Annotated in this window: 21 protein-coding genes and 1 riboswitch; of the genes, 11 read left to right on the plus strand and 10 right to left on the minus strand. The window is 60.6% G+C overall.

Annotated elements, in window-relative coordinates:
• The first annotated feature begins 28 nt into the window (after positions 1 to 28).
• Positions 29 to 2,029, plus strand: a complete 2,001-nt coding sequence (locus FHT77_RS17955) for a beta-galactosidase (RefSeq protein WP_183756291.1) — start codon at positions 29 to 31, stop codon at positions 2,027 to 2,029.
• 325 nt (positions 2,030 to 2,354) lie between these two features.
• A complete protein-coding gene (locus tag FHT77_RS17960) occupies positions 2,355 to 4,547 on the plus strand; it encodes a putative bifunctional diguanylate cyclase/phosphodiesterase (RefSeq protein ID WP_183756292.1) in 2,193 nt (730 codons plus the stop codon).
• Between the two features lie 70 nt (positions 4,548 to 4,617).
• Here FHT77_RS17960 and FHT77_RS17965 read toward each other — a convergent pair whose 3' ends face one another.
• The 4 genes from FHT77_RS17965 to FHT77_RS17980 form a co-directional block, all read right to left on the minus strand.
• The gene (locus tag FHT77_RS17965; protein WP_183756293.1) at positions 4,618 to 5,772 is read right to left on the minus strand and encodes a ceramide glucosyltransferase; all 1,155 of its coding nucleotides are present in this window, start codon (positions 5,770 to 5,772) and stop codon (positions 4,618 to 4,620) included.
• A 175-nt stretch (positions 5,773 to 5,947) separates the two neighbouring features.
• Positions 5,948 to 6,079, minus strand: coding sequence for a hypothetical protein (locus FHT77_RS31930; protein WP_259128203.1), 132 nt, complete (start codon positions 6,077 to 6,079; stop codon positions 5,948 to 5,950).
• A 381-nt stretch (positions 6,080 to 6,460) separates the two neighbouring features.
• A complete protein-coding gene (locus FHT77_RS17975; protein ID WP_183756294.1) occupies positions 6,461 to 7,273 on the minus strand; it encodes a class I SAM-dependent methyltransferase in 813 nt (270 codons plus the stop codon).
• A gap of 83 nt (positions 7,274 to 7,356) precedes the next feature.
• Positions 7,357 to 7,518, minus strand: a complete 162-nt coding sequence (locus FHT77_RS17980; protein ID WP_183756295.1) for a hypothetical protein — start codon at positions 7,516 to 7,518, stop codon at positions 7,357 to 7,359.
• A 72-nt stretch (positions 7,519 to 7,590) separates the two neighbouring features.
• Here FHT77_RS17980 and FHT77_RS17985 point away from each other — a divergent pair, with 72 nt between their 5' ends.
• Both FHT77_RS17985 and FHT77_RS17990 read left to right on the plus strand, forming a co-directional pair.
• On the plus strand, positions 7,591 to 8,532 hold the full coding sequence (locus tag FHT77_RS17985) for a LysR family transcriptional regulator (protein WP_183756296.1): 942 nt from the start codon (positions 7,591 to 7,593) through the stop codon (positions 8,530 to 8,532).
• Between the two features lie 93 nt (positions 8,533 to 8,625).
• A complete protein-coding gene (locus FHT77_RS17990; protein ID WP_007788385.1) occupies positions 8,626 to 8,781 on the plus strand; it encodes an entericidin A/B family lipoprotein in 156 nt (51 codons plus the stop codon).
• 7 nt (positions 8,782 to 8,788) lie between these two features.
• Here the strand turns inward: FHT77_RS17990 and FHT77_RS17995 are convergent, their stop codons facing one another.
• Both FHT77_RS17995 and FHT77_RS18000 read right to left on the minus strand, forming a co-directional pair.
• On the minus strand, positions 8,789 to 9,136 hold the full coding sequence (locus tag FHT77_RS17995; protein ID WP_183756297.1) for a hypothetical protein: 348 nt from the start codon (positions 9,134 to 9,136) through the stop codon (positions 8,789 to 8,791).
• Between the two features lie 101 nt (positions 9,137 to 9,237).
• Complete coding sequence (locus tag FHT77_RS18000; protein WP_183756298.1) at positions 9,238 to 10,236, minus strand: glycine betaine ABC transporter substrate-binding protein; 999 nt, start codon at positions 10,234 to 10,236, stop codon at positions 9,238 to 9,240.
• 565 nt (positions 10,237 to 10,801) lie between these two features.
• Between FHT77_RS18000 and FHT77_RS18005 the strand changes: the two genes are divergently transcribed.
• The gene (locus FHT77_RS18005; RefSeq protein ID WP_183756299.1) at positions 10,802 to 12,256 is read left to right on the plus strand and encodes a cobyric acid synthase; all 1,455 of its coding nucleotides are present in this window, start codon (positions 10,802 to 10,804) and stop codon (positions 12,254 to 12,256) included.
• Here FHT77_RS18005 and FHT77_RS18010 read toward each other — a convergent pair.
• Positions 12,253 to 14,043: a chloride channel protein gene (locus FHT77_RS18010; RefSeq protein WP_183756300.1), complete on the minus strand. Its 1,791-nt coding sequence runs from the start codon at positions 14,041 to 14,043 to the stop codon at positions 12,253 to 12,255. The two genes, FHT77_RS18005 and FHT77_RS18010, sit on opposite strands and share 4 nt — an antisense overlap.
• A gap of 247 nt (positions 14,044 to 14,290) precedes the next feature.
• Positions 14,291 to 14,689: riboswitch (cobalamin riboswitch) on the plus strand.
• A 129-nt stretch (positions 14,690 to 14,818) separates the two neighbouring features.
• Here FHT77_RS18010 and cobU point away from each other — a divergent pair.
• From cobU to cobO, 4 genes are read left to right on the plus strand one after another with little or no spacing between them, the layout of a single operon-like run.
• The gene (gene cobU / locus FHT77_RS18015; RefSeq protein ID WP_183756301.1) at positions 14,819 to 15,343 is read left to right on the plus strand and encodes a bifunctional adenosylcobinamide kinase/adenosylcobinamide-phosphate guanylyltransferase; all 525 of its coding nucleotides are present in this window, start codon (positions 14,819 to 14,821) and stop codon (positions 15,341 to 15,343) included.
• Positions 15,344 to 15,348: 5 nt separating this feature from the next.
• A complete protein-coding gene (gene cobW / locus FHT77_RS18020) occupies positions 15,349 to 16,398 on the plus strand; it encodes a cobalamin biosynthesis protein CobW (RefSeq protein ID WP_183756302.1) in 1,050 nt (349 codons plus the stop codon).
• A 9-nt stretch (positions 16,399 to 16,407) separates the two neighbouring features.
• Positions 16,408 to 20,244 carry a cobaltochelatase subunit CobN gene (gene cobN, locus FHT77_RS18025; RefSeq protein ID WP_183756303.1) on the plus strand — a complete coding sequence of 1,279 codons (3,837 nt, stop codon included), beginning with the start codon at positions 16,408 to 16,410 and terminating at the stop codon, positions 20,242 to 20,244.
• A 1-nt stretch (position 20,245) separates the two neighbouring features.
• On the plus strand, positions 20,246 to 20,878 hold the full coding sequence (cobO, locus tag FHT77_RS18030; RefSeq protein ID WP_183756304.1) for a cob(I)yrinic acid a,c-diamide adenosyltransferase: 633 nt from the start codon (positions 20,246 to 20,248) through the stop codon (positions 20,876 to 20,878).
• On the opposite strand, the gene FHT77_RS18035 is transcribed toward cobO, so the two are convergent.
• The 3 genes from FHT77_RS18035 to FHT77_RS18045 form a co-directional block, all read right to left on the minus strand.
• The gene (locus FHT77_RS18035) at positions 20,879 to 21,694 is read right to left on the minus strand and encodes a helix-turn-helix domain-containing protein (protein WP_183756396.1); all 816 of its coding nucleotides are present in this window, start codon (positions 21,692 to 21,694) and stop codon (positions 20,879 to 20,881) included. It abuts the gene before it with no gap.
• 2 nt (positions 21,695 to 21,696) lie between these two features.
• Positions 21,697 to 22,062, minus strand: a complete 366-nt coding sequence (locus tag FHT77_RS18040) for a nuclear transport factor 2 family protein (protein ID WP_183756305.1) — start codon at positions 22,060 to 22,062, stop codon at positions 21,697 to 21,699.
• Positions 22,063 to 22,160: 98 nt separating this feature from the next.
• Entirely contained in the window at positions 22,161 to 22,946 is a 786-nt protein-coding gene (locus FHT77_RS18045) for a TSUP family transporter (protein ID WP_183756306.1), read from the minus strand.
• 58 nt (positions 22,947 to 23,004) lie between these two features.
• On the opposite strand from FHT77_RS18045, the gene FHT77_RS18050 reads away from it, so the two are divergent.
• Positions 23,005 to 23,463, plus strand: coding sequence for a cobalamin biosynthesis protein (locus tag FHT77_RS18050; RefSeq protein WP_210280959.1), 459 nt, complete (start codon positions 23,005 to 23,007; stop codon positions 23,461 to 23,463).
• A gap of 74 nt (positions 23,464 to 23,537) precedes the next feature.
• On the plus strand, positions 23,538 to 24,488 hold the full coding sequence (locus FHT77_RS18055; protein ID WP_183756307.1) for a nucleoside hydrolase: 951 nt from the start codon (positions 23,538 to 23,540) through the stop codon (positions 24,486 to 24,488).
• Positions 24,489 to 24,570 lie beyond the last annotated feature (82 nt).

A 24,570-nucleotide genomic window follows, 5' to 3' on the forward strand; every position in this document is an offset into this window, starting at 1 on the left:
ACCCAAGACGACAAGGACTGCCGCGTTTATGATTGCCCCGATACCTTTTCAGCCCGACCAGATGCAAAGCGACAGGCTGGAACTCGGCGTCTGCTATTACCCCGAACAATGGCCGCGCGAGAAGTGGCAGGACGATGCACGCCGCATGAAGGAGCTGGGTCTTTCCTGGGTTCGCGTGGGCGAGTTTGCCTGGGCGCACATGGAACCGCGCCCCGGTGACCTGCGCTGGGAATGGTTGGACGAGGCGATAGATGTGCTTGGCCGGGCAGGGCTGAAAGTCATTCTCGGAACACCGACCGCCGCGCCGCCAAAATGGTTGGTCGACCTATATCCCGACATTCTGCCCGTGGACGCAAAAGGCACGGTGCGCAAGTTTGGTGCGCGCCGTCACTATTGTTTCTCCAGCCGCCATTATCGCCAGGAGGCGGCCCGCATTGTCGAAGCGATGGCCAAGCGCTACGGCACGCATCCTTTCGTGCACGCATGGCAGATCGACAACGAGTATGGCGACCACGACACGGTCTACAGCTATTCGAAGGAAGCCGAGCGAGCCTTTCGCCCGTGGCTTGCCGAGCGCTACGGCACCATTGATGCACTCAACGCAGCTTGGGGCACGAATTTCTGGTCGATGCGCTACGGTGCGTTCGAGGAGATCGAACTGCCGAACAATCTGGTTGAAGAGCCGAGCCCGACACATCTAGTCGATTTCATTCGCTTCTCGTCCGACCAGGTGAAAAGCTTCAACAGCATGCAGGCCGATCTGTTGCGCGGCCATGCGCCGGGCCGCCCGGTGACGCACAACTTCATGTCGAACAATTTTGACTTTGACCACTACGAGGTCGGCGCCGACATCGATATCGCCTCGTGGGACGTCTATCCGATGGGCGGACTGCTGAACGGCCGACTGTCTGACGACAACAAGGCGCGTTACTTGCGTACCGGCGATCCCGACCAGACAGCGTTTTATCATGATCTCTACCGGGCCGTCGGGCGCGGGCGCGTCTGGGTGATGGAGCAGCAGCCAGGACCGGTCAACTGGGCCTCTCACAACCAGGCGCCTGCCGATGGCATGGTGCGGCTGTGGACATGGCTTGCCTACGCCCACGGCGCCGACATGGTGTCCTACTTCCGCTGGCGCCAGATCCACTACGCCCAGGAGCAGTTCCATTCTGCCCTGCTACTGCCGAACGGCGAGCCGGACCAGGGGTATCAGGAAGTGGCGCAGGTTATCGCCGAGATCGCCCGCTTGCCCGCTGGCGCGCGCCGGGAAAAGGCCAAAGTTGCGCTGGTGGTTGACTATCCGTCGCGATGGGCGAGCCGCGCCCTGCCGCAAGGCTGCAGCTACGACGCAACCGCCATCGGGCTTGACTGGTATGCCGCGCTGTCGCGCTACGGGATCGATGTCGATATTGTCGGACAGCATTGCGACCTCGACGGCTACGCGGCGGTTTTCGCGCCCGATCTGCTAATCGCCGACGCAGTCTTTGTCGAACGGCTTGCGCAGTGCGGGGCCAAAGCTCTCTTCGGTCCGCGCAGCGGCAGCAAGACACCCAATCTTCAAATTCCGACCAGTTTGCCGCCGGGCCCGTTGAACGCGCTTTTGGATATGCAGGTGGTGCGGGTCGAATCTTTGCCCGAATTTCACATCGAGTCGGTGCTGCATGGCAACGAGACGTATCCCGCCAGCGTTTGGCGCGAAACGATCCGAACAAGCGAACCAGTCCTCGCCAGCTTTTCAGGAGAGTATCGTGCTGGCGCGCCGGCGCTCGTCGGCAATGACAAGGCGCGCTATCTCGCGGTCGTGGCACAAGGCGACCTGCTGATGAAGGTGATCGGCGATACCTTGGACTGGGCGGGAGTTGAGCGGCAGCCCGATCTTGGCGATCTGCGCGTGAGCCGGCGCGGTCCACTTCACTTCGCCTTCAATTTCGGCAAGGTTTCGGCGGAGGTACCCGCGGCCGCCGAGGCCGTTTTCCATGTGGGTGAGCGTATACTGACACCCGTTGGCGTCGCTGTCTGGACGGAATAGGAAAGGCCGGAATACCGCGTGCTGCTCGAAAAAGGGTGGCATTGCTGTACTGCCTTCTCCGAGGCCAGACTTTATTTGGACAGCGAGCACGAGGTGGCAAAGTTGGTCACCATTGTTCTTGCCCTCCGATGATCTCAAGATGTCCACCTAAGGCGCTTTTCGATCGTCCGGGCGGCGAACGGTTGAGGCTGTTGTGCGTACAGCAGAGGCCGACGCCGGCGGACGCGGACGGTCTTCACTGCATACCAGGAATTTCGGTTTGATAGAATGTAAGCGCGCCTTAATGTTCATGTGCTAGGACCGACGCTAGAAAAGGACCCTGAGTATGAAATACGCGCAAGTCCGACCGCTTCTGCTGGTCCTCGTTCTTCCTCTCGTCGCTGCGCTGTCGATTTATACCGGGCTCTTCGCGGTTCTTGAGCTTGCTACCGAACGGAGCGACAAGATCGCCGCCGAGCGTCAAACGCATCTCGCCGAGACGCTCATTTCAAAAATGCAGGCGGCAGTAGCCCACGACCAGGAAAGTGCAACTGTCTGGGACGATGCGATCAGAAACGTGCGCGACGATAATGCCGATTGGATGCAGGCGAACCTTGGCAAGTGGATGTTCACCTACTTCCAGCACGACCGCGCTTACGTGATCGCTCCGGATGGCCATGCAGTCCACGTTTTCGCTTCCGACGAGGCGGATTCGGCGAAGGCATACCAACAGGTTCGCGATGTCATAGCGCCACTGGCGGAAAGGCTGCGCGCAAGGCTTGTCGCTGGCGACGACATCGGGCTTTCCGATCAGGTCTTGAGCATTGGGGAAAGCGATCTTTCTGTCGTCAATAACCACCCGGCAATAGTCAGTGTGAAGCCGATCATCTCGGACACCGGCAACATCGAGCAGAATCCTTCGGAGATCTATTTGCATGTCGCCGTCCGCTACCTCGACGGCAGCTTCTTGGCGAGGGTGTCGAGCGAATACCAGTTTGATGACCTTACCTTTGCCTGGGCGAAATCGAGTGAGGAGGATCGATCTTTCGCCGCAACGAGAAGTGCCGATGGGAGAGAGTTCGGATACTTCTCCTGGCGTCCGTTTGCTCCCGGCGAAGCCGTCGCGCAGTCGGTTCGCCCAGCCCTAGGCGCTGTGGGCATATCGGTGTTCGTCGCGCTGGCTGGGATGGGGGCCATGGTTGGTGTGCGAAACCGAAAACTTCGGCAGAGCAGGGCCGCGCTTGAACATCTCGCTCGCCACGACACTCTTACGGGACTGGCGAACCGGGCGTGGTTTGCCGAGCATTTGGCTAGAGTGATCTCCGGATCTGCCGCGACACAGTCGAACGCGGTTCTGTTCATGGATCTTGATCGGTTCAAGCAGGTCAACGACACGATGGGGCACCCGGTTGGCGATCGTCTCCTGGTGCTGGTGGCGGACAGGTTACGCGGGATTTTCCCGGGCAGCGTCGTGGGTAGGCTCGGAGGGGATGAATTTACCGCGGTCGTGACCAACGTTACGAGCGACCAGGTTTCGCGGTTGTGTGAGCAAGTCATCGACTCCATGCGGCGTCCATTCGAGATCAATGGAACGCCAATCAGCATCGGTGCGAGCATTGGCGTCGTGATCGGTGTCGGACGTGATGTTGATCCATCCGACCTGACGCGGAAGGCTGACATCGCGCTCTACAATGCAAAGGCTGCGGGCAGAAACCGCTTTGCGATCTTTGGTCCTCATATGGATGACCTCGTGCAAGACCGGCGCGAACTCGAATGCGACTTGCGGCTGGCGGTCCAGAATCGCAGAGATCTCGAGGTGTATTTTCAACCTGTCTACGCTGCCCCGAACGGAGCCTTGTATGGCGCCGAGGCGCTCCTTCGATGGAAGCACCCCGCACGAGGTCTTATAACCCCGGAGGTGTTCATTCCCATCGCCGAAGAATGCGGCGTCATCACCCAGTTGGGCGATCTTGTTCTGGAGGAGGCCTGCCTGGCAGCGCAGCGGTGGCCGGATCTGGAGATCGCGATCAACGCCTCACCTCTCGAGTTGCGAAACGAGGCGTATGCGCTGAGGGTCATCGCGGCCTTGAACAAGCATAGGATCGATCCCGCGCGGCTGGAGATCGAAATAACCGAGGGCACGCTGCTCGATAGTGCAGGGGAATGCCAGCGCAACATCGCGGCCCTCCGCTCTGTCGGTGTCCGCATTGCGCTGGACGATTTTGGCACGGGCTTTTCCAGCTTCGGTCGCCTGCAATATGTCGCCGTCGACCGTATCAAGATCGACAAGAGCTTCGTGGACGGCTTCGATAGCCAGGAGGCTGACAATCGGGCCATTGTCGAGGCGATGATAAGGCTGGCGCGGGCTAAGGGCTTGAAGACAACGGCTGAAGGCGTTGAGACCGAAGAGCAGCGGGCAATCCTCAAAGAACTTGGTTGCGATCACCTGCAAGGATATCTCCTGTCTAGGCCCATGACCAAGGACGCATTCGACCGAATGGTCGGAACGAATGTGATCGACTTGCAGGCGAAGCGTTAGGTTGGCTCGGCCACGAGAATTTTCAGGTCTGAGGTGACGACGCCGCTGCTAGGAGCGGGCGGCCTGATTGCTACGGGCTGGCAATTGGTTCAGCGACGCCGGCTTCGAGGCGAGACTCGTGTGATCCGATCACCATCCTGTTTCCGCGCCAATCGAAGCTTCCGGCCAACCAGCTCCTGATCCAGATGGCGGGCAACAAGATATCACGCGTCACCATTGCAACGAGCGATATCGGTGAGAGGTGCCAATTCTTGCGGGCCGAAAGAAGAAGTTCCGGTATGTAGGCTGCGCACAAAACCGCGACAGTTGTGGTGGAAAGACTGGCACCGAAAACGAACGCGGCGCACACGCACAGTGATAGGGGCGGAACCACGCCCAACAGGATCTCCGGGGCGAAGAAATGCGGGAAAGTCACGCGTCTCAGCCGCGCCCAGCGGCATTGTCGCGCCCATATCTCGCGAAAGGTTCTTCTTCCTAACGGCTGCTCGAACGGCCCACCAACCAGATGCACCTTGAGGCCCATTCGGTTCACCAGCTTGGTGGCCGCGGCATCTTCTGCGATCTCAGCCCCAAGTGCCTGGATGCCGCCGTGGGAGTTGAGGGTCTTCTTACGCCACAGCATGCTCTTGCCTTGGGCAAAGCCAAATCCAAGAGCCTCTCCCGCATATTGCCAGCGGGCCTGGTGGGTGTTGAGAAACGCACATTCCACCTCCGCCCAAAACCCTGTGGGGCGGGAGCCAAGTGGCGTCGAGCAGACAAGTCCACTATCGGGCCGCCATGCGGCGATCAGGCGCGCGAGATAGTCCTTGGGCATCAAAACGTTGGAATCGGCAAGCACGACCCATTCGTGCGACGCTGCGTTCCAGCCCTTGACACAATTGTTGAGTTTCGGATTTGCGCTGACGCGATCGTCCCCAACAAGGACCGTCGCCTTTGTCAGCGGCTTCGCCCGGCGAGCCTCTTCAGCCAGGCCAATTACCGGATCGGCCTTGTCCGCAACGCAGAAGATGATTTCGTAGTCGGGCCAATCCAGGCTCAGCGCACTTTCGAGCGTCTCCCGCGAGAACTGTTCCACCCCGCAAAGGGGTATCACGATTGAGACGGGCGGACGGGCGGAAACGCTTGGCGTTTTGTCTTGGTGGGATCGAATCCGCCATCCCGCAATAGCAAGGCTGAGGGTATTGGCTGCCAACAGGGCACCGGCGACGGCAATGATATACAGCATCAGTCATTCCAGCGGTGAACAGCGCCGGAATGAAAACGAGTCTCAGCGCCCGGTGAGCTAAGACATCATCGTCACATGACGCGATGATGACATCTGCCTGTTGCTCTGTGAGGAGTTAACAGGAGCATCGGAGCAAGTTGTTGGCGCGTCATGCCAGCGGCTGCCAACGCTGAACTCAGTGCTTTCTCCTCAGGGCCCTTTGAACCTTGACAATCTCGCCCTTCATCAGGATCAGGAAGTGCTTCTTGTCGAGGCGGTTGGCGACGTCGCCGTCTACCGTCATGTAGTCCGTTCTGGGACTGGACATGGTCTCATCCGCTACCCTGATCTGCTCAATCACGATGCAAGGATTTCCGGCGTCACCCGTGCATTTGAACCGCCGCGTCTCCTGGTACTGTGACATCGATCCCCTCCTAAGCTGACGGCAAGCATCATCGCGACCGAAGCCGGAATTTCAAGTTATAATTTAGGTGTTGCTGAATTATACGAAGGGTGAAGGTGTGTCCGGTGGCGACAAGCAAAGCCCGGTGCTGGTTTGGACAGCGCCGGGCCTATGTGACTGCAGTTGAGGGAAACGCAGTCAGTGCAACGACAAAGGGTGCGCTGCCCAGGAAGAACGTTGCTGCGGTTCGGATGTTCCGAACCGCAAAGGTATTGTTCAGGCTGCCGCCTCTCGGCGCGCCCACCGCTAGTTCTGGCGTGGTGCCTCGGCGGTGAACACAAACGCCGACATTCGCCCTTCGATCGGCCCCTTGCCGAAGGTTTTCTCAAGCGCTTCCGCTACGCGTGCCACGACATCGACCATCGGCTGGCGTGCTTCGATTTCCATGCGGAGCGGACTGCCCCTGCAGAAGGCGGTGGCTGCATCACGTGCCGAGGATGCATGAGACGTCTTTTCGACCTTTGCGAAGGTCGCCGACTGGAAACCGGCGCGCTCGAGCTCGGATAGGATCGTCTCGGCATCAAAATAGCCATGCGGCGTCCGTCGAAAGAATTCCGGCGGATCGCCCGGAAACACGGCGTCTGTTGCAGCCCTGACGGCGGCTGCGAAATCGTTGCTCTCGACCGTGTCCCACGTGTTGAAGAGAAACGTTCCTTTCGGCTTCAGCACGCGAAGGATTTCGTGGTAGGCGCGGTGTTTGTCGGGAAAGAACATGACGCCGAACTGACTGGTGACGGCGTCAAAGGTCTGATCGGGGAAGGGCAGGCTTAACGCATCGGCCTGGCGCCATACGACGTGCCCTCCGGGCTGTCTCCGTGCAGCGACATCCAGCATCGCCTGGTTCAAATCGGTGGCGATGATTTCGGCGTGCGGAAGCGCCGAGGATATCGCACGCGTGAGGGCGCCCGACCCTGCCGCGACCTCGAGAACGCGGTGCGGCTGAACCGACGCCAGGCGCTGGGCCAGATCGGCCGCGTAAGGGTCGAACAGGATCGGTACCATGTAGCGGTCGTAAGCCGCAGGGATATCGCCTTGAAAACACGCATCATTTATAGCCATGATCGTTGCGCTCCATAGCCACCGCTCTGGAGCGCATATTAGAACCTTTCATGGTGTCTTTGAAGGTGTTGCCGAGCGAGTGCTCAGCGAGGGTCTGTCATGCCCAAGGCTTGCAGATCGAGGTCATCCGCCAGATGTCTCGGCAGGCGCGCCAATTGATCTCGGGTACGATTGCGTGTCAGGCGAGAGATCTGACGCGATCGGAATGCGTAGAAGATGTCGAAGATTGCGTTGAGAGTGCTCATCGCGGCCTCCTTTCATCGGTTTTAGCGGCCACGATCGAAGGCTACTGTCGGGTTGACTTTCAATCAAACAAAATGATATGGAATTCAAATTCAGAAAAATTGAAAGATGTGACGATGAGCATTCCCTTTCGCCGTCCCATTCCTTTGCTTGATAACGACGTCCTGAGGACGTTCGTTGCCATCGCAGAGACCGGCAATTTTTCGACCGCCGCGGAAGCCGTCTATCGGACGCCGTCGGCTGTCTCCATGCAGATCAAGAAGTTGGAGGAGCAGCTCGGTGCGACGCTTTTCCTTCGTGATGCGCGTTCGGTCAGCCTGACCCAGCACGGCGAACTACTACTCTCCTACGCACGCAACATTCTCGCTCTGTCGAACGAGGCGGTTTCGCGCTTCATCATGCCCGAGCTTAGCGGTGTGGTTCGGCTTGGCGCGCCGGAAGATATCGGCGAGCGATTGCTGCCCAGCATTCTGAAAAGCTTCGCCGAAAGCTTCCCGAGCATCATGGTCGATGTCACTATCGACATGAGCATCGGCCTCAAGAAGCGGATGGAGGAGCAGCGCCTCGACCTGGCACTCATTAACTGCGCGACACGCCCCTTGCCGACGGATGGCGAGATCGTGTTTCGGGAGCGGCTGATATGGGCTGGTGCCAAGTGCGGTACGGCGCACCGTCGCGAGCCGCTGCCGATCTCGATCTGGGAGGATGGCTGCATCTGGCGCTCGGAGGCAATATCGCAACTTGAGCGCATGAAGCGCGGCTATCGCGTTGCTTTCCTCAGTGGCCACACCATGGCGCAGCGCGCGGCCGTGGTTTCCGACCTCGCGATCGCGCCGTTGCCGCGCTCCTATGTCACCGACGAGATGACGATCCTCGGCGTGCAGGAAGGGTTGCCCGAACTAGGCTCCTTCGACATCCGGCTGCTTACCGCATCGCAGATGAACGGCCCGATGCGCGCTGTGGCCGAGAGCATCCGCTTTGCCTTTGCCGAAAAAGCCAAGGCTGTTGCTGCTTGACAAGTTTGCGGTGACCTTTTTTCTTCCTCCGGGGTTTAATGCGCGCGGCGGGAGTCGCCCGCGCTCGGACGACTGAGAAAGAAGGATTTCGCAATGACGACAATGGCCAAGATCGGCTCAGCCCTCGCAATTCTGCTCGTACTTTCCTCGTGTGGAAACACGATCCGCGGCATTGGCCGGGATACGGCAAACGCGGTGAACGCGACCCAGGATGCAGGTCGTTCGGTCGGCCGCGCCGCCACCAGGTAACAAGACCTCAGATCGCAGCCGGCGGGTAAGCGTTTTCCAACCCGCCGGAACGCGAAAGCCCAGTCCGGAACGCCATGTAAGCCGGATGCTGGCTTGATTTCGCAGCCTCCATCAGTCGTATCTGCAGGCGGGCAGGCGCTGCCTCGCCAATCCATTTCCCAAGATTTTCGAGTTTCAGCGTGTTCAAAAACGGCGCACTGGCTGCGTTGTTCAGATGGCGGTGAAGGCCATCAATGACGCTTTCGTCCTGCGCGACATTTTCCATCAGCAAGGCAACGTAGGATTTCTCCTGTTCGTCAAGGCTGGCAAGCTTCGAGGCGATCGCGTCGCGGTCGGGAAACGGAGCGGATGTCATCTGTATTTTCCTCGTCTGGGCAAGCGGGCGCGATTCGGGCGACCAAGCGGCCGGTGCTTATAGGAAACCGATGCCACCGGAGGGAAGACTTTGTCATTGGCCTAGAGCCCGGCCTTGACCTTTTCTGCGACGTCGGCAGGAACCCACTTGGTCCATAGGGCCGAATAATTCTGAAGGAAGTACTCCGTGGCTTCCTCGTTGCTCTTCTGGTTTTCGTCCTGCCAGGCGAGCACCTCGTTGATCGTCGTATTGTCCCATGAGCGAAGCTTCAGGTAATCCATGGCCGGTCCGGCGCGGTCGGCAAAGGCTTTGGTGACAATCGTATAGGCCCGCGAGACCGGGTAGGAGTTGACCTGCGGCCGAGCGCAACCCGGGATCGAGGTGCATTTGTCCCACTCTGCCTTGTCATGAGCGACGCCGAAGCTCAGGCGTGTCATGTCGTATTTGCCGAGGATGGCCGTCGGGGCCCAGTAGTAGCCAAGCCAGCCGGCCTTTTTCTGGAATGCATTTGCGATGGAATCATCGAGGTCCTGCGGGCTGCTGGCTTCGACAAGTTGAAACCCGTCCCGTTCAGCCCCCAGCGCGCGGAAGAGATTGGATGTCGAAATCTGGCAGCTCCAGCCGACAGGACAACTATGGACAGCGCCCTGCGATGCATTGTCGGATGCCGGGAATAGCTCCGGATGCTTGAGTGCGTCCTCGACGCTGCGGATATCCGGGTTCGCATCTGCGATGAATTTCGGTATCCACCAACCTTCGACCGCGCCCTCCGAGAGGATTTCGGCGGCCTGGATCAGCTTGCCTTCCTTGACCGCCATGTCGAGTTCGGTGCGCACCGAATTGATCCAGAATTCGGAAGCGATATCTGGCTCACCCTTTCCGTCCATCGAAAGGAACGTCGGCATCGTGTCACCCGGGACGATCTTGACCGAGCAGCCGTAACCCTTCTCGAGAATAAACTTGTCGAAGTTGGCGGCAATACCCGCCGACGCCCATTTCATTTCAGCGATGGTGACGTTGCCGCATTCAGCAGCCCGCGCCGTCGCGGCGGCTGCACAAACTCCTGCGGCAAGCAGAATTGACGTGCAGAGAAATCTCATCTTGCGTTCCCATTCTTGCTGTCGCGGCTACAACCTAGGCGTTCCGCAGTTTGCGGAGGAGGCTCTTGCTGTTTCTGCAGGCTGTTGCTGTGGCGTTCGTCCTGACGCCTTGCAGGGCAGCCTACGCGTTCGGCTGCGGAAATCAATTGTCTTCTGCGCGTGAAGCAGTGAGTCTAAGCGCCTGATTTGAAATCGGTAATGATAGTTCCGCAGAAGATTGCGGTTGGTATTCGAGATCTCCCCATGGAGTCGCCTGCGACGCCTGGATCATCAAGAAATGTCAGAAAAATACGAAATTCATCTTTGCTTAATCGCTTGCTAACCCTCCGGTAACAATGTGGCGCTATCTGTTGTTGCGTAGCGGGGGACACCGCTGCTTCTCCGGATCAGGTAGAGCGTCCCGGAGAACGTGAGCTTCGCCGTGTATGGGTGAATGTGCCAGCGTATTTCGGCAGGCCGCGCAACTGGAAACGGTTGACGCGGCCTTCGCATTTTCAGGGCTTGCAATTGACCGCAGCAGAGAGGCCATTGTAGTCCGGGTCAAGTTCCCCGGAGTTTCGCGACAATGACCAAGGCTATCATGCTGCAAGGGACCGGCTCCGATGTCGGCAAGACGGTTCTTGTCGCGGGTTTTTGCAGGCTTGCTGCCAACCGTGGCCTTTCAGTTCGTCCGTTCAAGCCGCAGAACATGTCGAACAATGCAGCGGTTGCTGATGACGGCGGAGAGATCGGCCGGGCACAATGGCTGCAGTCGCTCGCTGCGCGGGTGCCGTCTTCGGTGCACATGAACCCCGTGTTGCTCAAGCCGCAATCGGAATACGGCAGCCAGATCATCGTCCAGGGCAAGGTCTGGGGGCAGGCCAAGGGACGGGACTATCAGAAGCTCAAACCGACGCTTCTCGATTACGTGATGCAGAGCTTTTCCGAGGTTTCTACCGGGGCGGATCTGGTGATCGTGGAAGGCGCGGGTTCGCCGGCAGAAATCAACCTCAGGGCGGGCGACATTGCCAATATGGGATTTGCGACCCGTGCCGGCGTGCCAGTGATACTTGTCGGTGACATCGATCGTGGCGGCGTGATCGCTTCGCTGGTCGGCACCCACACGATTTTGCCCGACGAGGACCGGGCAATGATATCCGGCTATATCATCAATAAGTTCCGTGGCGACGTTTCGCTCTTCGATGCCGGCATCGAGGCGGTGCGGCACTTTACGGGATGGTCGTGCTTTGGTGTCGTGCCGTGGCTCAAGGACGCCTCCCGCTTGCCAGCCGAAGACTCGGTTGCGTTGGAGAAGCTGGCGCGCCGCGGCACCGGAGCACTCAAGGTCGCCGTGCCGGTCTTTTCCAGGATCGCAAATTTCGACGACCTCGATCCGCTAAGGGCCGAGCCGGATGTCGAGTTGGTTTTTGTTCGCGCCGGCGAGCGGCTGCCTGCGGACGCCGGCTTGGTGATCTTGCCAGGTTCAAAATCAACGATATCGGATCTGGCGGATATGCGCGCTCAGGCTTGGGATTCCGATCTTCTGGTCCATGTAAAACGCGGCGGGCGGGTCATGGGCATTTGCGGCGGCTATCAGATGCTCGGACGCAAGGTGCATGATCCCCTCGGCATCGAGGGCTCTACCTTGGAGGCAGAGGGGCTGGGGCTGCTTGACGTCGAGACGGAGATGGCGCCCGAAAAGACAGTCCGCAACAGCGTCGCGACGATGGTGGAAGACGGTTCACCGCTTTCCGGCTACCAGATCCATCTTGGCGTTACGTCCGGCGAAGACTGCGGCCGTCCGTTCGCGATCGTTGACGGAAAGTCGGATGGGGCCGTGTCGGCAGACGGCCGGGTCGCCGGCACCTATCTGCACGGGCTCTTCGCGAGTGACGCCTACCGTTCCCGCTTGTTGCAGAGTTTTGGCCTTGCGGGCGAGAGGACCGATTACCGTGCTGGCGTCGAGAAAGCTCTCGACGACATTGCAGCAGAGCTCGAGGCCTGTCTCGACCGGCGTTGGCTCGACGAACTCCTCAGTTAGATCTCGCCGGAGATTTCGCGGCGGCGGCGGTCCAGTTCTTCGCTGTAGCGGCGCAGCGTGTAGGCCTCGCTCAGCTGTCCGACGACTTTCCGCTCAATCAGATTGTTGACGACCGCCAGCGCTTCGCTTTCGGTCTTGTCAAAGATCGCTGCTGCCTGCTTGGCGTTCATTTGCGGTTGCAGGAAATCGTTCTTGAAGCGGATGAATTCTCCGAGATCCTTGCCGGTCTCGTCGGTGTCGGTCAGGTTCGCGTAGATATCGGGAACGAGCACCAGGCCGCTGTATTTGCCGGTGTCATCAACCAGGACAACGCGCTGCGCCGAACCGATGGGGAAGCGCTCCTTGAACTCGTCGATGGTGAGAGCGGCATTCGCCGTCTTCACGTCGGCGCGCATCAGCCGGTCAACGGTCAGGTTACGGATCCAGCCGACATCGTGCGCGCTCCGGATGCTCTCGCCGCGCAGGTGGAAGCGCCATGTTGCGAAGGAGTAACCGAAGGTGCTGCGCACGACGAGCGACGAGGTGATCACCGCCGCAAGCACGAGCGCCGTGATCGGAAAGTCGCCGGTAATCTCGAGAGCAAGAAACGTCATCGTCAGCGGTCCACCGATGACGGCGACCGCAAGCGAACTCATGCCGACGACCGCGTAGATGACAGGTGTCAGCGTCGCATGAGCGAAATAGGGTGCCGAATAGGCGAAGAGCTTGCCGAGGAGCGCTCCCATGAACAGGGACGCGAAGAACAGGCCGCCTCTGAAACCGGAACCGATCGAGATAGCCGAAGCGAATGCCTTGAGAAGAAGAAGGCCGACAAGCACCGGAATTGCGACATCGCGGCCGAGATTGAGGTGCAGTGCACCGTGACCGGCCGACAGCACCTGCGGCGTGATCAGCGCGAGCAGGCCGACGACGATACCGCCAAGAGCTGGGCGCAGCGGGGTTGCAATCGAACTCCGGCGAGCCAATTCCTCGATCCAGGCGACGCCCTGCATGATCATGATCCCAACGCCGGCGCAGAATGCACCGAGCAACAGAGCCGGAACGTAATCTGCAGGCATGACGGTTCCAAAGTCACCGACGTCAATAAGGAAATCACTGCCGGCCAGCAGGCGTGCAATTTGGGTCGATACCAGTGCGGAAACGACGACCGGCGTCAGCGAGACGATGGTGTATGAGCCGATGATCAGCTCAAACGCATAGAAGGCGCCAGTCAACGGAGCGTTGAAGGCCGCCGCAATCGCACCCGAGGCACCGCATCCGACGAGAACGCGCAGATCCGAGCGGCGAAGCTGCAGCTTCAGCCCAAGCTTCGAGGCCAGTCCCGCCGCCAGCTGCGTATAGCCGGCCTCTAGGCCCACTGAAGCGCCGAAGCCGTTCGAAATGAGGTTCTGGACCGCCACCAGAATACTGTCGGTGAGCGATAGCCGACCGCCATGCAGCGCGTTAGCCTCGATCGGGTCCACCATCGGCTTCTTGCGCGTTTTGGCAAGCACGAAGAGCATCAGACCCAGTAGTATGCCGCCGCAGACAGGCGCCGTCAGCAACAGCAGCTTGTTGTCGATCTGCGAGGAACTCAGCCGCTCGATGTCACTGATTCCGAAGATCAGACTGTGCATTTCGCGGGAAACGAGGCTCATGCCCGTCACCGCAAGTCCGGAGATAACGCCGACGATCGCGCCCGCGATGACCATCCCCAGCTCGGTGCGTCGCAGTAGTGCGCGCATCCGCCCGATGTCGAGAAGGGTATGGAATGGACCGAAACGGCGGATATCGATTCTTAGGAGCATCACGGGAAAACTAGGCGGCACTGGGCGCGATCAAGTGGAAGGGAGGGAAGGGGAAATCGGTGGCGCGTCCCGCTTGCGACGCAATTGCGGCAAAAGACCGGCGATCGCAACAATTATTTGTGACGTAAGTGACTGATAAAAGACGATGAATTTGGTAGAGAAGGTCGCGTTAAGGGCGAGTCCGACGGTGCATCATCCGTGGTCTTGAGCCCGCTTCCGATTGACTTCACCCGGGGCCTTGCCTAACGATGAGTTCATAACGGATGGTTCCGGACCGGTTGAATCGGTGCGGATGAAAAGGGAATGTGAAGCGGTGGACCCAATCCGGGCACCGTCATCATAGCCGACCCCGCGACTGTAGAGCGGTCAGGGTTTTCCGTCCGGCGTTGTTTTCGCGTTGATGACAGCCTGCAATGGTGCAGGCGGGCGGCGCGGAGGTGGCGACGGAAAAGTCACTGGTAGTGCATCATGATCAACCGGGGCAGGACGCCTCTGACGTCTACGAATCGTCCGCGCTTTTCATGAAATGCAGCCGGGAAGGCGAGGAAAATCCGCTGGCACGATCTGGGGCGACCGATTTCCGGTCTGCCCCGATCGCGGCCAAGACCCGCGAGCCAGGAGACCTGCCAACCGTGCCGGGCGAGAAGCCCATTCCTGGGCTTGTGCCCGCTGCCAGCACGGAGGTTGTCATGGCTGAACAGAAGAGTTTTCGGCTGCGTCCTGCAGCCATTCCGGTCTCTCGCGGCAGCGTCCCGCAGATCGGATATCACCTGCCATGAGCCCGATATCCTCCGGTGCGACCTTCGTCCTGGGCGGCGCGCGCTCGGGCAAATCGCGTTTTGCCGAACAGCTGGTCGCGTCAAGTGAGCTGGAGCGCCACTATGTGGCGACGGGCCGGGCCTGGGATGAGGAGATGCGCGCCCGGATCGACAAGCACAAGGCCGATCGTGGCGATCTCTGGCACACTCACGAGGAACCGCTCGATCTGGTCGGCTGCCTGCGGGCGATCGATGGCGAGGGGCGGGCGATCCTTGTCGATTGCCTGACGCTTTGGGTCACCAATCTGATGATGGCGGGGCGCGACATGGAAACGGAGTTCGCCTCGCTTGCCGCCTACCTGCCGACGGCACGCGCACGGCTCGTCATCGTTTCCAATGAGGTCGGCCTGGGCATCGTTCCCGAGAACCGCATGGCGCGGGATTTCCGGGATCACGCCGGCCGCTTGCATCAAATGATCGCGGCTGAGGCCGCGGACGTGTATTTTATCGCGGCAGGTCTGCCGCTGAAGATGAAGGGTTGAATTTCATGAACCAGCAGAAAATCCCGGCGACCGTGATTACCGGCTTCCTCGGCGCCGGCAAGACGACGATGATCCGCAATCTCCTTTCCAATACGAACGGCAAGAAGATCGCGCTTATCATCAACGAGTTCGGCGATCTCGGTGTCGACGGCGAGGTGCTGAAGGGCTGCGGCGCGGAGAACTGCACCGAGGACGATATCATCGAGCTCACCAACGGCTGCATCTGCTGCACGGTGGCCGACGACTTCATTCCGACGATGACGAAGCTTCTGGAGCGCGAGCAGCGTCCGGATCACATCGTTATCGAAACCTCAGGCCTCGCGCTGCCGCAGCCGCTCGTTGCCGCCTTCAACTGGCCTGATATCCGCACCCAGGTCACCGTCGATGGCGTGATTACTGTCGTCGACAGCGCCGCCGTCGCCGCTGGCCGCTTCGCGGATGATCACGATGCCGTCGAGGCTCGTCGCGTGGAAGACGAGTCGCTCGACCATGAGAGCCCGATCGAGGAGCTTTTCGAGGATCAGCTGACCTGCGCCGATCTGATTGTGCTCAACAAGACTGACCTTCTCGACACCGCCGGCCTTGGCCGCGTGCGCGATGAGGTCGCTTCGCGCATTGCCCGCAAGCCCGTGATGATCGAGGCGCGCAATGGCGAGGTTCCGGCAAGCGTCCTGCTCGGGCTCGGCGTCGGAACGGAAGACGATGTGATCAACCGCAAGTCCCATCATGAGCTCGAGCATGAGGACGGTGTTCCCCACGATCACGATGAGTTCGACAGCTTTGTGGTGGAACTCGGGGCCATTGCTGATCCGGCAGCTTTCGTGGATGCGCTGAAGGGCGTCATCGGCGAACATGACGTGCTGCGGCTCAAGGGCTTCGTTGATGTTCCCGGCAAGCCGATGCGTCTGCAGTTGCAGGCAGTCGGCAGCCGTATCGACCACTATTTCGACCGCGCCTGGGCGACCGGTGAAGCGCGCGGCACCCGCCTCGTCGTTATCGGCCTGCACGAGATGGACGAGGCAGCGGTGCGCAAGGCGATCGAAGCGCTGGCATAAGGCAGTCCGATGCATCTGCTTCTGGCACAGCAGGGAACGATCAGCGACGGCGAGGAGGCGATCGATCTTGGTCAGTCTCGCGGCGACGTCCTGTTCCTGTCGGCCGCCGATACCGAGCTTGCCGCGATCGCTGCCGCCTATGACGAGGCGACGGCCGGCTTCTCGCTGCGGCTGGCAAGCCTGATGAGCCTCAAGCATCCGATGTCGGTCGATGCCTATATCGAGCGGACGGCCCGGCATGCGAAGCTGATCGTTGTCAGGGCGCTGGGAGGCGCCAGCTATTTCCACTACGCGCTGGAGGCGCTTCATGCTGCGGCGGCGCGGTCCGGTGCGTTGATTGCGGTTTTGCCGGGAGATTCGAAGCCTGATGCGGGTTTGACGCCGTTTTCGAATGTTCCGCTTGAGGATCTGAACGCGCTCTGGGCCTACCTCATTGAGGGTGGCGACGGCAATTCGCGGGCGTTTCTTGGGTATGCCGGTGCGGTGCTCTCAGGCGCGGAAAAGCCGGAAGCGGCATCGCCGTTGATGAAGGCCGGGATATGGTGGCCGGGCAAGGGCGTTCTGGGCGTCGACGAGTGGAAGCTAGCCTGCGACAAGCGGCTTGGCGCTGTTTGGGAAAGCAGAGTCCCGACTGTCGCTATCAGCTTCTATCGCGCGCTCGTGCAGAGCGGCGAGACCAGACCGGTCGAGGCTCTTGTCGACACACTTCTCTCTGAAGGTATCCGGCCGCTGCCGGTATTCGCCTACAGTCTCAAGGATCCTGTGTCCAAGGGCATTTTGGAAAGCGTGTTCGATGTCATCAAACCGGAGGTGGTGATCAACACGACAGGCTTTGCCGTATCCGCGCCGGGCGCGGATCGCTCGCCGACCGTGCTCGAAGCCAACGACGCCGTCGTGCTGCAGGCGATCTTCTCGGCCTCGTCGCGTGAGGCCTGGGCGGCGTCCTCGCAGGGGCTCTCAGCGCGTGATCTTGGCATGAACGTCGCGCTGCCCGAAGTGGACGGCCGGGTCCTGTCGCGTGCCGTCTCCTTCAAATCGGCCGCGCGTTACGATGCGAGGGTCGAAGCCAACATCGTCGGCAGCGAGCCCGATCTGGAGCGGATGCGCTATACCGCCCGGCTTGCCGCAAATTGGGCGAAGCTCCGCACCACGACCGCCGGCGAGCGGCGCGTCGCGCTAGTCCTCGCGAACTATCCAAACCGTGACGGTAGGCTTGGCAACGGGGTAGGACTGGATACCCCCGCAGGCACGGTCGAAGTACTCAAGGCCATGTGCGCAGCCGGTTATTCGGTTGCAGACGTGCCCGACGATGGCGATCAGCTCATACGGCGTCTGATGGAGGGGCCGACAAATTCTGGTAGCGACGGCAAGCTTATCCGCGAATCGCTTTCCTTGAGTCGTTACAAAGCCTTCTTCGAGAATCTTCCGAAAAAGATTCAGGATGAGATCGGCGCCCGCTGGGGTGCGCCCGAGGCCGACCCTTACGTGGTGGACGACGCCTTTGCGCTGCCGTTCATGCGGCTGGGGGAGGTGCTGGTCGGCATCCAGCCGGCGCGCGGCTACAATATCGATCCGAAGGAAAGCTACCATTCGCCGGATCTCGTGCCGCCGCATGGCTATCTCGCCTTCTATGCCTTCCTTCGCCTTGAGTTCGGCACTGACGTCGTCATTCACATGGGCAAGCACGGCAATCTGGAATGGCTGCCCGGCAAGGCTCTGGCGCTGTCGGAGGAATGCTACCCGGAAGCCATCCTCGGCCCCATGCCGCATCTCTATCCCTTCATCGTCAATGATCCCGGCGAGGGAACGCAGGCGAAGCGCCGAACTGGTGCCGTCATCATCGATCACCTGACGCCGCCGCTGACGCGCGCCGAGAGCTATGGGCCGCTGAAGGATCTGGAGGCGCTGGTCGACGAATATTACGAGGCTTCGGGCGGCGATCCGCGCCGCATCCGGCTTCTCAGCAAGCAGATTCTCGATCTCGTGGCTGACATCGGTCTTGATCGCGATGCCGGCATTGACAAGGGGGAGAGCGAGACCGAGGCGCTGAAAAAGCTCGACGCCTATCTCTGTGATCTCAAGGAGATGCAGATCCGCGATGGCCTGCATGTCTTCGGCGTCTCGCCGCAAGGCCGGCTGCTGACGGATCTGACGGTTGCGCTGGCCAGGGTTCCGCGTGCGTTGGGTGAGGGTGGTGACGGGAGCTTGCAGCGGGCGATTGCCGTGGATGCGGGGTTGGGTGATGTTGTCGGGATTATGGGTGACGCAGACGGGGGTATCAGTGGCGCAAACCTCTCCTTCGACCCTCTCGACTGCGACATGGCCGCCACATGGACAGGGCCACGCCCAGATATCCTTGCGAACCTCTCTTCTGAATCCTGGCGCACCCACGGCGATACCGTAGAGCGTATCGAACTGCTGGCCGCGAAACTGGTTTCCGGCGAAATCCCGTGCCCGACCCTCTGGTCCAAAACCAGAGCCGTTCTGGCCGAGATCGAAGCCCGGCTCAAACCTGCCATTCTCGCCTGCGGCGCTGCCGAGATCGAAGGCCTGCTTCGAGGGCTCGACGGCCGTTTCGTGGCGCCGGGACCATCCGGTGCCCCGACACGGGGCCGGCCGGACGTGCTGCCGACCGGACGGAATTTCTACTCGGTCGACAGCCGGGCGGTGCCGACGCCGGCGGCGTACGAGCTTGGGAAGAAGTCCGCGGAGCTGCTGATCCGCCGCTACGTGCAGGATCACGGCGAGTGGCCGGTGTCTTTCGGTCTCACCGCCTGGGGGACCTCGAACATGCGGACCGGCGGCGACGATATCGCCCAGGCGCTCGCCCTGATCGGTGTGAAGCCTGTGTGGGACATGACCTCGCGACGCGTCACCGGCTATGAGATCATTCCGCCCGCACTGCTGCGTCGCCCGCGCGTCGATGTGACGCTGCGTATCTCGGGTTTCTTCCGCGATGCCTTTCCGGAGCAGATTGCTCTGTTCGACAAGGCAATTCGCGCCGTCGGGGCGCTGGAAGAGGATGCTGCGGACAATCCGATTGCCCAGCGCATGCGCGGTGAAGCAGCCCGACTTGAAGCCGCCGGATTGGATGCAGCGCAGGCTGACCGCCGGGCCGGCTATCGCATTTTCGGCTCGAAGCCAGGCGCTTACGGCGCCGGTCTGCAGGCGCTGATCGACGAGAAGGGGTGGGAGCGTCGCGCCGATCTGGCCGAGGCCTATCTTGTCTGGGGAAGCTACGCTTATGGCGCTGGCGAAGTGGGTCGGGCGGAGCGCGGTGTCTTCGAAGAGCGCCTGCGCTCGATCCAGGCGGTCGTGCAGAACCAGGACAATCGCGAACACGACCTTCTCGACAGCGACGATTATTACCAGTTTGAGGGCGGGATGGCGGCTGCGGCCGAAATGCTGGCGGGCGATCGGCCATCGATCTATCACAACGATCATTCGAGGCCGGAGAAGCCGGTGATCCGTTCGCTGGAGGAAGAGATCGGTCGCGTCGTGCGTGGCCGCGTCGTCAATCCGAAGTGGATCGATGGCGTCATGCGCCATGGCTACAAGGGTGCCTTCGAGATTGCCGCGACCGTCGATTACCTCTTTGCCTTTGCGGCAACCACGGGCGCCGTTGGCAACCATCACTTCGAAGCCGTGTACCAGGCGTTCGTGGTGGATGCTGAGGTCCGCGATTTCATGATCGAGAAGAATCCTGCCGCCTTCGCCGACATGAAGGAGCGGCTGCTGGAAGCGATCGATCGCCAACTCTGGACGCCGCGCAGCAATTCGGCGCGCTTCGACCTTTCAGACACATTTGGCTTGCATCAGGGCAAGCTTGTATCCGGGGAACATTGAGATGACCGACGAAACCACCGAAGCCGCTGGCCACGACGACGCCCGCCACGCCGAGAAGATGGCGAAGAAGAAGGCTGCCCGCGACAAGATCATGGCCTCAAAGACCGATGAGAAGGGCCTTATCATTGTCCATACCGGGAAGGGCAAGGGCAAGTCTTCGTCCGCCTTCGGGATGATCTTCCGGCACATCGCGCATGGCAAGCCTTCGGCCGTCGTGCAGTTCATCAAGGGTGCGATGTGGACTGGCGAGCGCGATCTGATCGAGAAGCACTTCTCCGACATCTGCCTGTTCCACACCATGGGCGAGGGCTTCACCTGGGAGACGCAGGATCGCGCCCGCGATGTGGCAGCGGCCGGTGCCGCCTGGGAGAAGGCGAAAGAGTTGATCCGCGACGAGCGCAATTCCATGGTGCTGCTCGACGAGATCAACATCGCGCTTCGATATGATTACCTCGACATCAACGAGGTGGTGGAATTCCTGAAGAACGAGAAGCCGTATATGACTCATGTCGTCCTGACCGGGCGCAACGCCAAGGACGAACTGATCGAGATCGCTGATCTCGTGACCGAGATGGAGCTGATCAAGCATCCGTTCCGTTCGGGCATCAAGGGGCAGGCGGGCGTCGAGTTCTGATCAAAGCGCCTGGGAGCTTGCGCTCTTTGCAATTTGCATGAGTATCGTCGCCGTCTGCTCGTTGGCGGGGAAAAAGGATTCTATCGCAAGTTCGGAGAGCGTCACGTCCACGGGCGTGCCGAAAACGGTGGTTGTCGACAGGAGCGAGAGCAAGCCTGCTTCTGTTTCCAGTTCGAGCGGGACGGCGATACCGGCATAATCGGCGTTCCTGCTCATCTCCGCGCGGCCGCAGCAGACCGGGTAAGCGGATAATTCCTTCAGCAATTCGCCGAGGATTGGATCACCGGTAACCGAAATCTGGCGGTGCAGGCGCTCGAGGAGATGCGCCCGCCATTCCAGCAGGTTGGCGATCTTCGGGGCCAAGCCGTCGGGATGCAAGCTGAGGCGGAGGACGTTGATGGGGCCGTCCAGCAAAGTACGATTTGCGATGCCGGCAAGAAGCGGGGCGATGGCGTCATTGGCGGCAATCAACGTCCAGTGGCGGTCGATCGCAAGGGCGGGATAGGGCTCGTGTGCCTTGAGGAGCGTGTCGACTGCCTGCCGCGCCGGTTTGAGCGCCGGATCATCGAGCGAGCGCTCGGAAAACAGCGGCGCAAAACCGGCGGCAAGCAGCATAGGATTGCGATCGCGCAGCGGCACGCCGAGTCGTTCGGCCAGATGCAGCAGCATGTCCCGGCTGGGGATCGACCGCCCGCTCTCGATGAAGCTAAGATGTCTCTGCGAGATTTCGGCCTCGAGCGCGAGATCGAGCTGGCTCATTCGGCGCTTCTGCCGCCAGTCGCGGAGATAGTCTCCAAGGGAGCGGGCGGGTGTCATCATCACGCGGCTTCCGGAAGCTGATCGATGAAGCCGTGTACGGTCTTCAGCCGCCCACCTTCGAGCACTGCAAAATCAGTGCCCTTTATGAGGTGCTCGGCGCCCGTCGGTCCGAGGCCCCATGAAAAACGTAGATTGTCGCCATACCCATCGGCCGTACCGAGAAGTTCAAACCGGAAACCCGGGAAGCGTGCATGCACGGCTTCAACAAGCGCACTGATCTGGTCGTGGCCTACGCCGCGCATCAAGGGATCGATGTAGGTGCCGGCCTCATGCCAGCTTTCCGTGATCAACGCGCTGCGGCGGGCCGCCTCCGTCTCGTTCCAGATCGCGATGTAGCGTTGGGCTAGGGTGTTCGCATCGGTCATTGCATCATCTCCTGTTGACGCCCGGTTCGTCCAGGCATCGCGATCATGGAGGAGCGACGGCGCCCCTTCAATTACGCCGGAGGTAATCGGACGCGGCGTCAGATTTCAAGCCAAACGCGGATTGGATTCACCGGATCGGCGAGAAGCTTGATCGTGAAGGCGATGCAGACAAGAACCAGCAGAGGCTTGATCAGACGCGCGCCAGTGCGCATCGCGAGCCTCGAGCCTAGCTGAGCGCCCAGGAACTGGCAGACGCCCATCATCAGCCCGATCTTCCAGATGATCGCCCCGAAGGAAATAAAGACAACGAGGGCGCCGACATTGGAGCCGAAGTTCAGGAGTTTGGTGTGCGCCGTTGCCTTTAGCATGCCGAAGCCGGCAAGAGACACGAAGGACAGCATGAAGAACGATCCGGTGCCCGGACCAAAGACACCGTCGTAGAATCCAATGGCCGGCACCAGCGTCAGACCGAACACAAAGGGCGAGATGCGGCGGTGCTTGTCGACATCACCGAGGTTCGGCTTCAACGCAAAATAGAGCGCGATTGCCACCAGAAGGACCGGCATGATCGCTCGAAGGACATCTCCCGGTACAATTGTTGCAAAGGCGGCGCCGAGCGAGCCGCCGAGAACCGCCATCAGCGCCATCGGCAGTTGCGTGCGCAGGTGAACATGTCCCCTTCGGGCATAGGCGATCGTCGCGGAAGCTGCCCCAAATACCGACTGCACCTTGTTGGTGCCCAACGTCTGCAGCGGTGGGATGCCTGCGATCAACATCGCCGGGACGGTAATCAAGCCTCCGCCACCGGCGATGGAATCGACGAAGCCAGCGAAAAAACCGGCTGCGGCCAGCATGAAGACGAGATGAGGGGCAAGATCGGACAAGGAAGAAACTCTGGACTACGGGATGCGGCGCATGTTGCATTTCCGGCTCTGTGCTGCAATGGCTTGGTGGACACAGGGGCAGGTTTCATTGTCGCACGTGACTGGAAATGTATTCGACGGGTCGCGCCGGTATGTGCTCGGTCTCGGCTGTGAGCGTGGAACACCGGTAGACGAGGTGACTGAGCTTGCCAATGCCGCGCTGGCGTCGGCGGGCATCGGCCCGGGTGAATTGGCAGCCGTTGCCTCCATTGATACGCGCAGCAACGAGCGTGCGATCCTTGAAATTGCCCATGACCTCGGAGTCGCGTTTCTGACCTTCGCTGCGGTGCGGCTCGAGGAGGAAACGCCGAGACTGAAAAATCCTTCGGCGATCGTTTTCGCCCGGGTGGGATGCCACGGGGTCGCCGAATCCGCTGCGCTTGCGGCGATCGGACCGAACGGGGAGCTTGTTGTTCCGAAGATCAAGTCGCCGCGCGCAACGGCAGCGATTGCGTGCGCCCTGTTGCAGAAAGATTAGCGGACGTTATGGTGACCGCCGACTTCGCGGCGCCGTCCGGCTGCCCTGCGACAATAACCAAAAGAGGCACACTCATGCACAAGGTCATTTATGACACGGATCCGGGCGTCGATGATGCAATGGCGCTGCTCTTCCTGCATCGCCATCCCGACATCGACCTGATCGGTATCACCACCGTCTTCGGCAACGCATCGGTTGAGACGACGACGCGCAACGCGCTGTTCCTCAAGCGCGAATGGAACATTCCGGCGCCGGTCGCCAAGGGGGCCAGCGTGACCGTGGATCCGACGCGCGAGGAAAGGGCGTGGCCGACCTTCGTGCATGGCGAGAACGGCCTCGGAAACATCGAGGTGCCTGAAACCGTCGATCTGCCGCTCGACCCACGGCCTGCTCATCGCTTCATCATTGATACGGTCCGCGCCAATCCCGGCGAGGTCAGGCTGGTTGCCGTCGGTCGCATGACCAACCTCGCGATGGCGATCAAGGAAGATCCGGAGATCGCCGGCCTCGTGAAGGATGTCGTCATCATGGGCGGCAACTTCTATGTCCCCGGCAATGTGTCGCCGGTCGCCGAAGCCAACATCCACGGCGATCCCGAGGCCGCCGACATCGTTCTGACGGCACCCTGGAAGGTTGCCGTCATTGGCCTCGACGTAACCGCGATCACGACGATGAGCCGCAGCTACCTTGCCGACATTGCGGCCAAGGGCGACGGCGCCGTCAAGCTGCTGAACGATCTCTCGCAGGATTACATCGACTTCTACAAGCATGCGGTCGAAGACGGCATGATGGTTCACGACAGCTGCGCATGCGTCTACGTCGTCGCGCCCGAGCTGTTCTCGATCATCAGCGGTCCCGTTCGGGTTGTCTGCGGCGGGATCGCCGACGGGCAGACGATCGTGAAGCCGGATGGTCGCCGCTTCCCGCTGGGTGATTGGGATGGCCTGCCAAGCCAGGTGGTCTGCACCGGCATCGAATCTGAGAAGGTCATCGGTCTGATACGCGATACCCTGCTGCGGACCTGAGGATTGGCTCTCGTCACGCGGACTTCCGAGCGCGAATCGCAAATAAAAATTGCGCGCGATGGAACGGTCGGAGCAGGTGTGC

Source organism: Rhizobium sp. BK181, assembly GCF_014193305.1.
In the GTDB taxonomy this organism is placed as follows: domain Bacteria; phylum Pseudomonadota; class Alphaproteobacteria; order Rhizobiales; family Rhizobiaceae; genus Rhizobium.